The following is a 14,010-nucleotide window of genomic DNA, read 5'->3' on the forward strand; positions in this document are numbered from 1 at the left end:
GAAGATCCCGGCACCACAGCGAGAACCGACGCGCCGGTCCCCGCCGCGCAGTGGGCTGCACAATCGGCCGTCACACAACTGATCCCGGCCAGCACGGCGGTCGGGGTCGGCAAGTGATCCGAGGCGCTACGCAGTTCCTCCGGCGCTACCGAGTTCAGCTGCGGATGCCTGGTGCCGCGCGGCGGGCACCGTGGCGCGCCCGATATCCAACGTCGTCCGGGCCTCGGCGGTGCCGTGCTGCCGATTCCGGCGGGCGTTGCCGGGCCGCTGTCCACCGGTGCCGACGATCGGTCGGCCGGGGTGGGGGTCCTCGCCGCGGAGGGAGTAGCGGGAGGCCGTTCGGACCTGGTGGTCTGAACCGATCCCGAGGCGGCTTCGCGGGGTGCCGATGGGGCGGGCGGACGGCGGGCCGGGGGTTTCCGGATGGGCGGCCGTTACCGACCCGCCGGTAACTGAACCGATCCCGCAGACAACCCCTGCCGGGCAAGGCAATCGCGGGAACCTTAAGTCTTTCCCCACGGCGCACTAGCCGGGGCCGGGCGGATTAGGGTGATGGTGTCCGCCACGTTGTGGTGCCGGACGCGTCTCGATCTCGCACACTGGAGAGTTGCTCAATGAGCTCGTCGGGAGCTACGTCCCTGTCCGGAACCGATGTCGCTGCGCCCGCCGGCGCCGCCCGCCGCACAGCCAGCCCGGAGCAGATCCGGGACGAGCTGATCGCCGCGTCGGCGGCTCGGGCACCGGAGATCGGCGACCTGATCCGGCTGTACTACCGGCACATCCCCGCCGACGAGATCGTCGGCGACGATCCGGTCGCGCTGGTCGGCGCGGTGCGCTCGCACCTGCAGCTGGCGAAGCAGCGGATACCGGGCAGGCCCGCGGTGCGGCTGCTCAACCCGACCACGGCCGAGGACGGCTGGACCCGCGAGGCGACCGTGGTCCAGGTCGTCACCGACGACATGCCCTACCTGGTGGACAGCGTCACCGCGGAGTTCGCCCGCGACGGCGTGCAGGTGCACCGCATCGTGCACCCGATCGTCGTGGTGAGCCGGGGGCTCACCGGTGAGCTGGAAGGCCTGCACGCGGACGCCGATCCGGCCGATCCGCCCGCGGGCTCGACCGCGGAATCGTGGATGTACCTCGAGATCGACCTGGTCACCGATCCGAACCGGGCCCGCGAGCTGGACAACCGGCTGACGTCCGTGCTCGGCGACGTGCGTGAGGTGGTCGAGGACGCGGACAAGATGGCGCAGACGGCGTGCTCGCTCGCCGAGGAGCTCGAGCAGAGTCCGCCGAAGCTGCCCGAAAGCGAAATCCGCGAAGGCGCCCGGTTGCTGCGCTGGCTCGCCGACGGGCACTTCACCTTCCTCGGCTACCGCCGTTACGAACTGGTCGAGAATCCGCACCCGGACAGCGACGAGCCGGCGTTGCGTGCGGTGCTCGCGTCCGGGCTCGGCGTGCTGCGCCAGGACAGCCTTGCCGCCCGCAGCCTCACCGCGGGACCGGACAGCGCGGCCAACGCGCTCGCGCCGACCCTGCTGGTGCTCACCCAGGCCGGCGCGCCCTCGACCGTGCACCGCCCGGTGTACCCGTACTACGTCGGCGTGAAGACCTTCGACGACGAGGGCAGGGTCACCGGTGAGCACCGGTTCCTCGGTATGTTCACCACCACCGCGCTGCACGAGAACGTGCTCGACATCCCGGTGGTGTGCAAGCGCGTGCGCGAGGTGATCCACCGCGCCGGCTTCCCGATGGAGTCCTTCTCCGGCCAGCGGATGCTGGAAGTGCTGCAGAACTGGCCGCGGGCCGACCTGTTCTCCGCCGACTCGGATTCCCTCTACGCCACCACGACCGGCGCGATCACGCTGTCGGACCGGCGCAGGCTGCGGTTGTTCCTGCGCCGCGACCCGTACGGCCGGTTCTACTCGTGCCTGGTCTACCTGCCCCGCGACCGCTACACCACGCGTTCGCGGCTCGCGATGCAGGAGGTGCTGCTGGAGGCACTGGAGGGCACGCAGCTGGAGTACAGCGCGCGGGTCGGCGAAACCCTGCTCGCGCAGGTGCACTTCATGGTGCACACCGATCCGGCGAGCCGGGTCGAACCGGACACCCTGCGCATCCAGGAGCGGCTGAACACGGTCGTGCGCAGCTGGGACGACCGGCTGGTGGAAACGATCCTCGCCGAACGCCGTGAGCGGGCCGGCGACGGCGGCCCGTTCGGTGTGGTCGGCGAGGAGTCCGCGGCCGACCAGGGTCAGCGGTTCGGCGCGGTGTTCCCGGAGGCCTACAAGGAGGACTTCACCGCGGACGAGGCGCTGGCCGACCTCCGCCGGCTGGACACGCTGGTGGACGAGGGCGATCTCGCGCAGTCCTTCTACCTGCCCGCCACCGCCGGACCGGGGGAGCGGCGGTTCAAGCTGTACCTGCGCGGCGAGGGCGTGACGCTGTCCAAGGTGTTGCCGGTGTTGCAGGCCATGGGCGTCGAGGTGGTCGACGAGCGGCCGTACGAGCTGTTCCGCGAGGACGGCGGCGCCAGCTGGATCTACGACTTCGGCCTGCGCATCGATCCGAAGTGGCTGGAAAACGGCGACGCCGCGGCAGCGGACGAGCTGCGCGAACGGTTCCAGGAGGCCTTCCACGCCTCCTGGCGCGGCGACGCGGAGGTGGACGGGTTCAACGCGCTCGTGCTGCGCGCCGGGCTGACCTGGCGGCAGGCGGCCGTGCTGCGCGCCTACTCGCGCTACCTGCAGCAGGCCCGCAGTCCGTTTTCCCAGTCCTACATCGAGAACACCGTGGTCAAGCACACCCAGGTGGCGACGAAGCTGCTGCGGTTGGTCGAGATCCGCTGCGATCCGCAACTGTCCGATGTGGACCGTGAAAGCAGGCAGGAGACGCTGGTCGCGGAGATCACGGCGATGATCGACGAGGTCACCAGCCTCGACGAGGACCGGATCCTGCGCAGGCTGATGGCGGTCGTCAACGCGACCCTGCGGACCAACTACCACGTGCGCGACACCGACGGCCACCGGCGCCCGTTCCTGGCCTTCAAACTCGATCCGAGCGGCGTGCCGGACCTGCCCGAACCGCGCCCGAAGTTCGAGATCTTCGTGTATTCGCCCCGGGTCGAGGGGGTGCACCTGCGCTTCGGCGAGGTGGCCCGCGGCGGGTTGCGCTGGTCGGACCGGCGGGAGGACTTCCGCACCGAGATCCTCGGCCTGGTCAAGGCGCAGGCGGTGAAGAACGCGGTGATCGTGCCGGTGGGCGCGAAGGGCGGCTTCGTGGTGAAGCGGCCGCCGGCGCCGACCGGCGACACCGGGCTCGACCGCGAAGCGCAGCTCGCCGAGGGCATCGCGTGCTACCGCATGTTCATCTCCGGTCTGCTGGACCTCACCGACAACCGGGTCGAGGGCCGCACGGTGCCGGCGCCGGACGTGGTGCGGCACGACGCCGACGACAGCTATCTCGTGGTCGCCGCGGACAAGGGCACCGCGAAGTTCTCCGACATCGCCAACGAGGTCTCCGCGCAGTACGGCTTCTGGCTCGGCGACGCGTTCGCCTCCGGCGGTTCGGTCGGCTACGACCACAAGGCCATGGGCATCACCGCGAAGGGCGCATGGGAGAGCGTGCGGCGGCACTTCCGCGAGCTGGGCAAGGACACCCAGACCGAGGACTTCACCGTGGTCGGCATCGGCGACATGATGGGCGACGTCTTCGGCAACGGGATGCTGCTGTCCGAGCACATCCGGCTGGTCGCCGCGTTCAACCACATGCACGTGTTCCTCGACCCGGAACCGGACGCGGCGGCCTCGTTCGCCGAGCGGCGCAGGCTGTTCGACCTGCCTCGCTCGTCCTGGGACGACTACGACCGTTCGCTGATCAGCGCTGGTGGCGGGATCTACCCGCGCTCGGCGAAGACCATCCCGGTCTCGGCGCCGGTGCGCCGGGCACTCGGGCTCGACGAGAGCGTCACCCAGCTCGCGCCGATGGACCTGATCCAGGCGATCCTGCTGGCGCCGGTCGAACTGCTGTGGAACGGCGGCATCGGCACCTACGTCAAGGCCGAGGCGGAGACCAGCGCGGACGCCGGCGACAAGGCCAACGACGCGATCCGGGTGAACGGCAACCAGCTGCGGGTCAAGGTGGTCGGCGAGGGCGGCAACCTCGGACTCACCCAGCTCGGCCGGATCGAGTTCGCCAGGGCGGGCGGCAAGATCAACACCGACGCGCTGGACAACTCCGCCGGGGTGGACTGCTCCGACCACGAGGTGAACATCAAGATCCTGCTGGACCACCTGGTGGCAGGCGGCGCTCTCGAGCACACCCGGCGCAACGAGCTGCTCGGGGAGATGACCGACGAGGTCGGCGCACTCGTGCTGGCGGACAACTACCGGCAGAACGCAGTGCTCGGGGTGAGCCGGGCGCACGCGCAGCCGATGGTGTCGGTGCACGCGCGGCAGGTCGCCGCGCTGGTGGCCAAGGGCGCGTTCGACCGCAAGCTCGAGGCACTGCCGGGCAACACGCAGTTCCGCGCGCTGGAGAAGGCGGGCGAGGGGCTCACCTCGCCGGAGCTGGCGACGCTGCTCGCGCACGTGAAGCTCGACCTCAAGGACGAGCTGCTCGGCTCGGACCTGCCCGATTCCGAGGTGTTCGCCCGGCGGCTGCCGGAGTACTTCCCGGAGCCGCTGCGGGAACGGTTCGCCGACGCGATCGCCCAGCACCCGCTGCGCCGCCAGATCATCACCACGCTGGTGACCAACGAGCTGATCGACGGTGGCGGCATCTCGTTCGTCTTCCGGCTGATGGAGGAGATGAACGCGACCGCCACCGACGCGATGCGCGCCTACGCCGTGGTCACGCACGTCTACGACCTGCCGAAGCTGTGGGCGGAGATCGACGCGCTGGACAACGTGGTGCCGACCGCGGTCGCGGACCGGATGGTGCTGGAGACGCGGCGGTTGCTGGACCGGGCCGCACGCTGGTTCCTGACCAACCGCCCGCAGCCGCTCGCGCCGCTGGCGGAGATCAGCCGGTTCGGGGCGTTCCTCGGCGAACTCGTCCCGAAGCTGGGTGATCTGCTGCGCGGACGCGAACTGGAGTCGGTGGAGCAGGACGCGGCGGCCTACGTCGAGGACGGCGTGCCCGCGGACCTGGCCCGCCGGGTGGCGCTGCTGCTGCACAGCTACGGCCTGCTCGACGTGGTCGAGGTGGCGGAGCTGGCCGAGCAGCAGGTCGGTCTCGACGCGACGCACACCCCGGCGGACACCGCCGAGCTGTACTTCGCGCTCTCGGACCACCTCGACGTCGACAAGATGCTCACCGAGATCAGCACGCTGGAGCGGGGCAACCGCTGGCACGCCCTCGCGCGGCTGGCGCTGCGGGACGACGTGTACGGTTCTTTGCGGGCGATCACGCTCGACGCGTTGCGGCAGAGCGATCAGGACCGGTCCGTCGACGAGCAGATCGCGCAGTGGGAGAAAGCCAACGCTTCGCGGCTTTCGCGGGCGCGCGTGGCGCTGGACGAGATCACCCGCTCCGGGCGGCTCGACCTCGCCACGCTGTCCGTGGCCGCGCGTCAGATCCGGAGCACTGTGCGGTGACCTATGTCAATCACGTCCGTCCGCGGTGGTCGGACATGGACGTGTACGGGCACGTCAACCACGCCAATCTGGTCACGCTGCTCGAAGAGGCGCGAATCCCGGTGCTGTTCGGCGAAGCGGTGAAGGAGGGCCTCACCGAACTGCCGAAGGGCGTCGTGGTGGTGAAGCTCGCGGTGCACTACCGGACGCCGATCGTGGTCACCCCGGATGCCTCGGTGCGGGTGGAGATCACGCTCACCGAGCTGAAGGCGGCGACCGTGACGCTCGGCTACCGGGTGCACACCGGCCCGGACGAGACCGATCCGGTCGCGGTGACCGCGGAAACGGTGCTCGCGCCGTATGACACCGTCGAACTGCGTCCCCGGCGGCTCACCGAGGCGGAGAGCGAATTCCTCAAGCGGGTGTTCGCCGATGCCTGAACTGCGGATCCCGGACGCGGCGGACCGGGAAACGCTGGGCGCGTTCGTGGCCCGCGCGGTGCGCCTGGACGGGAGCACCGCGGTGCGGCTGCGCCGGCGCAGCGGCAGCCGGCCGGGCGAAGAGATCGTGGAGGCGTGGACGGCCACGCCGTTCGAGGTCCTTGCCACCCGCGCGGTGGCGGGGACCGTCACGCCCGCCGACGTCACGGTGTCCGGCAGCGAGCTGCTGGCCGCGCTCACCGTCGCCGGCGGCGAGGTGATGGATCCGGGGCCCGCCCGCGATCTGCTGTGGCACGGCGAGCTTCCGGTGGCCGGGCGGTGGCAGCTGGTGGACGAGCTGCCGGTGGGGATCGTGTCGGACCTGGCCGACCGCGGGGTCACGCTCGCCCGGGACAACGCGGGCCCGCACGGCACGCCGCCGTCGTCGCTGATGGACCAGGCGGTGCTCACCGTGACCGGCGCCGACCTCGAGGTCAAGGTGCAGATGCGCTGCCTGTTCGCGTTGTCCGGGATGGGGTTGTTCGACTCGTCGATCGACGGCGACGTGGTGCGGGTGACCGCCACCGACTCCTGGTTGCGGCTCGACGCGCGCTACGGCGCGGTGCTCAAGCGGCGGCACGCGCTGCTGCCCCTGCTGTTCTAGAAGTCCTTTCGGTTTCCTTGCCAGTGGTGGCGGGCGATCGCGCGCGGTGTCATGGTGAGGGCATGAGCGATCCCGAGGGTGATCCCACCGCGGATTTCCTCGCCCAGGTCCGGGCCGAGGAGACGCCGTGGCGCACCGACCGTCCGGCGGACGCCCCGCAACCGGAACGACCGGAGCGCGAGCCCGGCCGGGCTCGGGCCGCGGTGCGTGCGGTGGGGGAGGCCGCGCCGTACGTGCAGGCAGGGCTTTTCGCCGCGTGGATTGCCATGTCGGTGGCCGACGCCGCGAACGGCGGCGGGGACCCGGGCGGCGGTCAGCAGGGCTGACCGCGGCGGTGAACGGGCCGACCTTCCCTGTGCGTACGGAGCCCGTCCACGCAGAGCTTGTGCGCCCGGACCCTGTGCACACGGAGCTTGTCCATACCGTGGTCGCCCGTGGCTGAGCCCGCTCGCCCCTTGCCTCGGCGGGTAGTGTCGATACCGGGTGTCTCAGCTGGATATCTGATTCGGCGTACCCCGATCATCGTGCCCGCCGGTTTCCGTTGCGTGGTGCGGGTGGTGGCCCGTGACCCGGGCCCGCCCCGCCCGGCGGACGCGGGCACGGGAAGAGGAGAACCATGCTCCTGTCCGGTCCCGACCGTCCGATGGCCTTGCCCAGCGTCGACGATCCGCAGTCGCTGCGGCGTGCGCTCGTGGCGTACGTGCACGAGGTCGCCGCCTCCGTGGGGGTATCGGTGGCGTGCACCTCGTGCGAGGTCGCGGACACCGTCACCGCATATGTCGCGCTCAACGGCCGTTCGCCGCGGTTTCCCGGACGGGATCTGATGCTGTTGTGGAGTGCCCGGCAGGGCTGGACGCTGTCGGTCGAAACGGCGCCTGCCGAGTCCCCGCTGGTGGTGGCCCGCCTCGGCGGCGACCTGACGCCGGTGCCGGACCGGGTGCGGCGGTTCGTGACCGAGACACTGGGGGCGCCGGACGACGTGCGCCCGGCGATCCCCGTGCAGGCCGTGCGGGACCACAGCGAATTGCGAGAGCGGCTGGAGGCCTGCGTCAGGCGGTCTTGAGCTTGCGCGCCAGCCGTTCCGGGCGGGGCCACCGGACCTGGGAGACCCAGTTCAGCTTCTCGAACAGCCAGATCAGCCGCGCGGAGGTGTCGAGCTGCCCGCGGCCGACCCCGTGCCGCGCGCCGGTCGGGTCCGCGTGGTGGGAGTTGTGCCACGATTCGCCGAAGGACAGGATCGCCAGCGGCCAGAAGTTGGCCGAGCGATCGCGTGCCTCGTACGGCCGGTCGCCGATCAGATGGCACAGCGAGTTGACCGACCAGGTCACGTGGTGCAGTGCGGCGACCCGCACCAGACCGGCCCAGAAGAACGCGGTGAGCGCACCCCACCAGCTCATCGTGATCAGCCCGCCGAGCAGTGCGGGCAGCAGCAGGGTGGCGACGGTGAGCACCGGGAACAGCAGGTCCACCCGCCGGATGTCCGGGTCACCCTGCAGGTCGGGGGCGAACCGGCGGGGGTTGGTCTTGTCCCGGTCGAACAGCCAGCCCATGTGCGCGTGCCAGAAGCCCTTGGCCAGCGCGGTGGCGGAGGTGCCGAAGCGCCACGGGGAGTGCGGGTCGCCGTCGCGGTCCGCGTAGGCGTGGTGGCGACGGTGGTCGGCGACCCAGGCGATCACCGGGCCCTGCATGGCCATGCTCCCGGCGACCGCGAGTGCGATCCGCAGCCCGCGACGGGCGCGGAAGGCGCCGTGCGTGAAGTACCGGTGGAAGCCGATGGTGATGCCGAGCCCGGTCAGGTAGTAGAAGCCGACGGCGAGGCCGATGTCGAGCCAGCTCAGCCCCCAACCCCAGGCCAGCGGCACCGCGGCGGCCACCGCGAGCAGCGGGACCACGGCGAAGAGCTTCACCAGGAAGGACTCGGTGCCGTTCTTGCGCCCGGCGAGCATCGGCTCGGCTGCGGGACGTTCGCGCGGGGCCGGATCGGACGGGGCGGGTTCGGACAGTGCACGTTCGGACGGTGCGGGATCGGACGGGGGCAGGGTGGTGCTGGGGGTTTCGATACTGAAACGCTCCTGTCGAGCCGGGACGGCCGCCGCACTGTGCGGGGCCGAGGCCGGAACGCCGGCGCGCCGGGCGGTGAAGCCGCCATCTGCGAACGCCGTGCGGATGGCAGGCGCTGGGGAACCGCCTGCCGTGGCCTGCCCGGTCAACGAACGGCGGGCGGCGCAGGTTCCCCGGACACGGCAAAGGGCCGGCTCGATGAGCCGGCCCTTCGGAAAGTCGTTGTGGCGTCAGAGAATCGAGACGCCGGTAGCCTGCGGGCCCTTCTGGCCCTGGCCCACCTCGAACTCGACGCGCGCGTTCTCTTCCAGGCTGCGGAAGCCGTTACCCTGGATTTCCGAGTAGTGCACGAACACGTCGGCTCCGCCGTCGTCCGGGCTGATGAACCCGAAGCCCTTTTCGGCGTTGAACCACTTCACGGTGCCTTGCGTCATAAAACGATCTCTCCATCGAGCAGAAAACGAGATGCCACCTCGGCATCCGGGTCGGGAACCGACGGTTTGATCTTCCGCTGAGGGAGAACCACTACGCCCGCTACATCTTGCGAGCGTGGCTGCGGGATGTACCCACCGCACGAACACAAAACATGACCGACCTCAGTAAAGCACGCCGGGACCGATCGCACCAGGCCGGACCACCCTGCTCTGTCCGCTGTGGACGGTGTGCGCGTCAGCGGTTGGAGGTGGGGAACCGGCGTGGCGGGATGTCGCGTCCGATCAACTCGGTGTACTGGGCCTGCCAGGAAGTTTCGGTGGCCAGCAGATCGGCCAGCCGCTGCGCCCACTCCTGGCTGGCCGCCGCCGGGCGGGTACCGAGGTGCGCGCGGGTTTCCTCGCGTGCCTTGAGCCATTCGTCGAGCGTCGGTCCGAGTGCCGGGCCGCCTGCTTCTTCGGGCATGCGCCGACCGTACCGCCGACCGGCCTGGTCCTGGGTGTAGCGTCACTCCGGTCGAGAGTTCTCCCGTGCGCCGGCACCGCCGGCGTCGTCTTCGGCTTGGCCCGATACCGATACCCGGGGGCAAGGCCGGCCGTGGTCACCTTCGACCTCGACGAGGAGCAGCATGCGCTCGGAACGTCGCCCGCTGTCCACCGAAACCAGTGAGTTCGCTCGCGCCAGGGTCACCGCCGAGGCCGGTCTGCGCGTCCAGCAGGACCAGGCCGTCCGCACGGTCGCGGGACGCGCCCGTGACGCGGACGATCTGCGCGGCCTGCTCGCCATGCTCGGCCTGGAGGCGCCCGTCCGCGGGTGACGGCGCGGGTCAGGCCAGCCAGGCCGCCGAATCCGGCGGGAGCCTCCCGTCGGCCAGGGGGCTGCTGCTGAGCAGCAGCTCGCCCGGCGGCAGCGCGATGGAGCTCGCCGAGGTGTTGAGCGCGCAGATCAGGCCGTTGCGGCCACGCCGGAACGCGAAACAGCCTGCCGGTGCGCCGTACCACTCGAGGTCGTCGCCTGCCCGGAACGCCGGATGGTTCCGGCGTAGCTCCACCGCGTGCCGGTACAGCGACAGCGTGGACCCCGGGTCTTCGAGCTGCCGTTCCACGGTCAGCTCGGCCCAATCCGCCGGAATCGGCAGCCAGGTGCGTGGGTTGCGGGAAAAGCCGAAGGGTGGCAAGGCACCTTCCCACGGCAGCGGTACGCGCTCGCCGTCGCGGCTGTACTCCGGGCCCTGCCTGCGTGCCCGCGGATCGGTGAGCGCTGCCACCGGCAGATCCGCATTCGGCAGGCCCAGTTCTTCGCCGTTGTACAGGTACACCGCGCCCGGCAGCGCGAGCTCCACCAGTGCCATCGCCCGCGCCTTGCGCAGTCCGGCCGCACCGCCGCCGTAACGGCTGACCGTGCGCCAGACGTCGTGGTTGGACAACGTCCAGGTGGCGGGCGCGCCGGCCGCCCGCGGCACGGCCAGCGAGCTCTCGATCGCGGTGCGCATGGCGTCCGCGTCGAAATGGGTCAGCACCAGGCGGAAGTTGAACGCCAGGTGCAGCTCGTCCTGGCGCAGGTAGCGGGCGAGCCGTTCCTCGTCGGACACCCAGATCTCGCCGACCGCCATGGTGTCCGGGTACTCGTCGAGCACCTTCCGGATCATCTGGTGCACCTCGTGCACGCCGTCGTCGTCGAACCGCGGATCACCGCGTTCGCCGCCGGCTCCGGCCGCGTCCGGGTCCATGTCCGGCAGTCCGGCCGGTTTGGCCATACCGTGTGCGACGTCGATCCGGAACCCGTCGACCCCGCGGTCGAGCCAGAACCGCAGGGTGCGCTCCAGGTCGTAGCGGACCTCGGCGTCGGCCCAGTTCAGATCCGGCTGCTGCGGGGCGAACAGGTGCAGGTACCACTGCCCGTCCGGCACCCGCGTCCAGGCCGGGCCGCCGAACACGCTGACCCAGTTGTTGGGCGGTTCGCCGCCGTCCGGGCCGCGGCCGTCGCGGAAGACGTAGCGTTCCCGCTCCGGGCTGCCCGGTGTGGCGGCCATCGCCGATTTGAACCACGCATGCTGGTTGCTGGTGTGGTTCGGCACCACGTCCACGGTGACCCGGATGCCACGCCGATGCGCCTCGGTGAGCAGCACGTCGAAGTCGCCCAGCGTGCCGAACATCGGGTCCACGTCGCGTGGGTCCGCGACGTCGTAGCCGTGGTCGGCCATCGGGGACCGGTAGAAGGGCGTGAGCCACAGTGCGTCCACGCCCAGCAGCTCCAGGTAGCCGAGCTTGCTGTGGATGCCCTCGAGATCGCCGACGCCGTCCGCGTCCGAATCGGCGAACGAACGCACGTAGACCTGGTAGAAGACGGCATCGGACCACCACGGCGGCGCGGACCGCCCGGCCGGGCGGGGCATCAGACGAAGCTGTTCATCATGCTGTGCGCGGCCATCTCGAGGTAGGCCCACAGCTGCTCGCGGTAGGGCTCGGGCAGGTTCTCCTCGTCGACGGCCACCCGGATCGCGCGCAACCACGCGTCGCGTTCGATCGGGCCGATCTTGAACGGCGCGTGCCGCATCCGCAGCCGGGGGTGGCCCCGCCGGTCGGAGTAGGTGTGCGGGCCACCCCAGTACTGCATGAGGAACAGCCGGAACCGCTCCTCCGCGGGGCCGAGATCCTCTTCCGGGTACAGCGGGCGCAGGATCTCGTCCCGCGCGACCTCCTGGTAGAACCGCGCGACGATCCGCCGGAAGGTCGGCTCTCCGCCCACGGCCTCGTACAGGTTCGCCGGTTCCTGGCCACTCACAGTCGACACTCCTCCATCTTGCCTTGCCCGCCGGTCACTTGTCGGCCGCCGGGGAGGACAGGAACCGGCCGAGTGGAGGTTCGAAGCCCGCCTCTTCCAGTGCGCCGAGCAGCTGGCCACGCAGTGCACGCTGCACCGCCCACTGCTTGCCCGGCCGCACCTTCACGGTGAGCCGCAGCTGGATGCCCTCCGGGGTGACCTTTTCCACGCCGAGCATGTCCGGCGGTTCCAGCACGTGCGGTGCGAGCGCGTCACGCGCCACCGCGGCAGTGGCGGCTTCGCCGAGCACGCTCGTCGCGCGGTCCACGTCGGCGGAGTAGCTGAGCGGCACGTCGACCACCGCGACCGCGAAGCCCTGGCTGGAGTTCCCGACGCGCAGCACCTCGCCGTTGCGGACGTACCAGACGGTGCCCTGCATGTCGCGCAGCGTGGTGATGCGCAGGCCCACCGCCTCGACGGTGCCGGTGGCCTCGCCGACGTCCACGACGTCGCCGACGCCGTATTGGTCCTCGATCATCATGAACATCCCGGAGAGGAAGTCCCGCACCAGGTTCTGCGCGCCGAAACCGAGCGCGACGCCGACGATGCCCGCGGAGGCGATGATCGGCGCCAGGTTGATGCCCAGTTCGCCCAGCACGAGGATGAACGCCAGGCCGTAGATGAGGAACGTGGCCATCGACTTGAGCACCGAGCCGATCGTCTTGGCGCGCTGCCTGCGGCGTTCCACCACCATCGGGCCGAGCACGTCGGACGCGCGCTCGCGCAGCGGCCGCAGCAGCGCGGGCAGCTTGCCGTCGGACCGCGGCAGCGTGGTGACCCGGTCGATGAGCCGCCGTGTGAGATAACGCACGACGAACGCGATGAGCAGGATCAGGATGATCCGCAGCGGCTTCGTCACGAGCCAGCCCGCCGAGCCGGCGAGCCACTCGTTGTGCGTGACCGCGTAGACCTGCGAGCACCAGGTGCTCGCGTCGGAGATGCACGAGGGTGGGGCGCTGAGCACGGGGTTCACGAGCTGTGGCAGTCCTTTCTGCACGGGGTTCACCGGCTTCGCCGGGGCGGCCTCCGGATGGCCGGTGGGTCGCGGATACGTGACACGTCACGGAACACACGTGCGCCGGGGGCCTGATGTGTGGTCGACTATGCCTGCACCGGTGGAGGTGGTCGAGTGCCAGACCGACAACCCGTCCCCCTCGGCGGCAGCGGCCAAGCCATGGCCGACGAGCCGCCGGAGGCGGTCCTGCGTGCCCGTGCGGGAGGTTCCGCATCCGGCGGACCCACCCCGTCCGGGCCGGGGATCCGGCCAGGGGGAGTCATCCGTCCGCCCGGACAGCGTAGGTCCCGGGATCCGGCGGCTCCGGCATGGGGCCGCCGTCGAGTGCTGCTGCTCAACGCGACGTTCGAGCCGCTGACCGCGGTGCCGATGCGGCGCGCGGTGGTGCTCGTCATGTGCGGTAAGGCCGAAGTGGTGCACGGCGACCCGGCGGGGGTGGAACTGCACGCCGCGAAGGTGTCCCTGCCCGTCCCGTCGGTGATCCGGCTCAGCACGTACGTGCGGGTGCCCTACCGAGCGAAGGTGCCGCTGACCCGCGCCGGGCTGATGCACCGCGACCGGTATCGCTGCGCCTACTGCGGCGGCCGGGCGGAGACGATCGACCACGTCGTACCTCGCAGCCGCGGCGGCCCGCACAGCTGGACGAACTGCGTGGCCTGCTGCGCCAAGTGCAACCACCGCAAGGCCGACCGCCTGCTGTCGGAGATCGGCTGGCGGCTGCGCGTGGTACCGCGCGCCCCGCACGGCCCGCACTGGCGGCTGCTGGCGCACTCCAAGGAAGCCGACCCGCTGTGGCAGCCGTACCTGGGCTCGGCCGCCTGAAAATCTCCGCAGCGCACACCCGCCCCGACGTCTCGTACCCCCGGGGCAGGCCCGCTCCCGGACGGCCCCACCCCGGACGCACCTGCGCCCCGGCTGCCCAACGGCTGCCGGGGGCGACTCCCCGCGAGATGCCCGCGAGGACGAAGATCAGGCGGCGAGGCTGTAGTCGGCCTGGCTGGTGACCCGGGTGCCCATGGT

13 protein-coding genes are annotated in these 14,010 nt (G+C 70.9%); 7 read left to right on the forward strand and 6 right to left on the reverse strand.

The features are described 5' to 3' along the window. The first annotated feature begins 614 nt into the window (after positions 1-614). The 5 genes from ABD793_RS37610 (at position 615) to ABD793_RS37630 (ending at position 7,722) form a co-directional block, all read left to right on the forward strand. The gene (locus ABD793_RS37610; protein WP_344868269.1) at positions 615-5,597 is read left to right on the forward strand and encodes an NAD-glutamate dehydrogenase; all 4,983 of its coding nucleotides are present in this window, start codon (positions 615-617) and stop codon (positions 5,595-5,597) included. After that, on the forward strand, positions 5,594-6,016 hold the full coding sequence (locus ABD793_RS37615; protein ID WP_344868270.1) for an acyl-CoA thioesterase: 423 nt from the start codon (positions 5,594-5,596) through the stop codon (positions 6,014-6,016). The genes ABD793_RS37610 and ABD793_RS37615 overlap by 4 nt, the downstream gene beginning before the upstream one ends. Then, positions 6,009-6,659: a DUF8010 domain-containing protein gene (locus ABD793_RS37620; RefSeq protein ID WP_344868271.1), complete on the forward strand. Its 651-nt coding sequence runs from the start codon at positions 6,009-6,011 to the stop codon at positions 6,657-6,659. Before ABD793_RS37615 ends, ABD793_RS37620 begins: the two co-directional genes overlap by 8 nt. 62 nt (positions 6,660-6,721) lie before the next feature. Then, positions 6,722-6,985: a hypothetical protein gene (locus tag ABD793_RS37625; protein WP_344868272.1), complete on the forward strand. Its 264-nt coding sequence runs from the start codon at positions 6,722-6,724 to the stop codon at positions 6,983-6,985. Positions 6,986-7,275: 290 nt separating this feature from the next. Continuing rightward, a complete protein-coding gene (locus ABD793_RS37630; RefSeq protein ID WP_344868273.1) occupies positions 7,276-7,722 on the forward strand; it encodes a DUF6292 family protein in 447 nt (148 codons plus the stop codon). Here ABD793_RS37630 and ABD793_RS37635 read toward each other — a convergent pair. From ABD793_RS37635 to ABD793_RS37645, 3 genes are all read right to left on the reverse strand, one after another. After that, positions 7,709-8,605: an acyl-CoA desaturase gene (locus ABD793_RS37635; RefSeq protein WP_344868390.1), complete on the reverse strand. Its 897-nt coding sequence runs from the start codon at positions 8,603-8,605 to the stop codon at positions 7,709-7,711. The genes ABD793_RS37630 and ABD793_RS37635 overlap by 14 nt on opposite strands. Positions 8,606-8,950: 345 nt before the next feature. Next, positions 8,951-9,154, reverse strand: a complete 204-nt coding sequence (locus ABD793_RS37640) for a cold-shock protein (RefSeq protein WP_344868274.1) — start codon at positions 9,152-9,154, stop codon at positions 8,951-8,953. Between the two features lie 235 nt (positions 9,155-9,389). Then, entirely contained in the window at positions 9,390-9,617 is a 228-nt protein-coding gene (locus ABD793_RS37645) for a hypothetical protein (RefSeq protein ID WP_344868275.1), read from the reverse strand. A gap of 163 nt (positions 9,618-9,780) precedes the next feature. Here ABD793_RS37645 and ABD793_RS37650 point away from each other — a divergent pair, with 163 nt between their 5' ends. After that, the gene (locus tag ABD793_RS37650) at positions 9,781-9,969 is read left to right on the forward strand and encodes a hypothetical protein (protein ID WP_344868276.1); all 189 of its coding nucleotides are present in this window, start codon (positions 9,781-9,783) and stop codon (positions 9,967-9,969) included. A gap of 9 nt (positions 9,970-9,978) precedes the next feature. On the opposite strand, the gene ABD793_RS37655 is transcribed toward ABD793_RS37650, so the two are convergent. Genes ABD793_RS37655 through ABD793_RS37665 form a run of 3 tightly spaced genes read right to left on the reverse strand, consistent with a single transcriptional unit; the run spans position 9,979 to position 12,948 of the window. Beyond that, positions 9,979-11,547 carry a glycoside hydrolase family 13 protein gene (locus ABD793_RS37655; protein ID WP_344868277.1) on the reverse strand — a complete coding sequence of 523 codons (1,569 nt, stop codon included), beginning with the start codon at positions 11,545-11,547 and terminating at the stop codon, positions 9,979-9,981. Then, positions 11,547-11,936, reverse strand: a complete 390-nt coding sequence (locus ABD793_RS37660) for a globin (RefSeq protein WP_344868279.1) — start codon at positions 11,934-11,936, stop codon at positions 11,547-11,549. Before ABD793_RS37660 ends, ABD793_RS37655 begins: the two co-directional genes overlap by 1 nt. Before the next feature lie 34 nt (positions 11,937-11,970). Next, positions 11,971-12,948 (reverse strand): mechanosensitive ion channel family protein, encoded by a 978-nt coding sequence (locus ABD793_RS37665; RefSeq protein WP_344868280.1) that lies wholly within the window; start codon positions 12,946-12,948, stop codon positions 11,971-11,973. Positions 12,949-13,314: 366 nt separating this feature from the next. On the opposite strand from ABD793_RS37665, the gene ABD793_RS37670 reads away from it, so the two are divergent. Next, positions 13,315-13,812: an HNH endonuclease gene (locus ABD793_RS37670; RefSeq protein ID WP_425548837.1), complete on the forward strand. Its 498-nt coding sequence runs from the start codon at positions 13,315-13,317 to the stop codon at positions 13,810-13,812. Positions 13,813-14,010 lie beyond the last annotated feature (198 nt).

It is taken from the genome of Amycolatopsis ultiminotia, from assembly GCF_039536925.1.
GTDB classification, from domain to species: domain Bacteria; phylum Actinomycetota; class Actinomycetes; order Mycobacteriales; family Pseudonocardiaceae; genus Amycolatopsis; species Amycolatopsis ultiminotia.

Bases quoted from the DNA above. Each gene is read 5' to 3' on its own strand.
- ABD793_RS37655 (WP_344868277.1), bottom strand. From the start codon at position 11,547: ATGCCCCGCCCGGCCGGGCGGTCCGCGCCGCCGTGGTGGTCCGATGCC.
- ABD793_RS37625 (WP_344868272.1), top strand. From the start codon at position 6,722: ATGAGCGATCCCGAGGGTGATCCCACCGCGGATTTCCTCGCCCAGGTC.
- ABD793_RS37620 (WP_344868271.1), top strand. From the start codon at position 6,009: ATGCCTGAACTGCGGATCCCGGACGCGGCGGACCGGGAAACGCTGGGC.
- ABD793_RS37610 (WP_344868269.1), top strand. From the start codon at position 615: ATGAGCTCGTCGGGAGCTACGTCCCTGTCCGGAACCGATGTCGCTGCG.
- ABD793_RS37640 (WP_344868274.1), bottom strand. From the start codon at position 9,154: ATGACGCAAGGCACCGTGAAGTGGTTCAACGCCGAAAAGGGCTTCGGG.
- ABD793_RS37635 (WP_344868390.1), bottom strand. From the start codon at position 8,605: ATGCTCGCCGGGCGCAAGAACGGCACCGAGTCCTTCCTGGTGAAGCTC.
- ABD793_RS37645 (WP_344868275.1), bottom strand. From the start codon at position 9,617: ATGCCCGAAGAAGCAGGCGGCCCGGCACTCGGACCGACGCTCGACGAA.
- ABD793_RS37630 (WP_344868273.1), top strand. From the start codon at position 7,276: ATGCTCCTGTCCGGTCCCGACCGTCCGATGGCCTTGCCCAGCGTCGAC.
- ABD793_RS37650 (WP_344868276.1), top strand. From the start codon at position 9,781: ATGCGCTCGGAACGTCGCCCGCTGTCCACCGAAACCAGTGAGTTCGCT.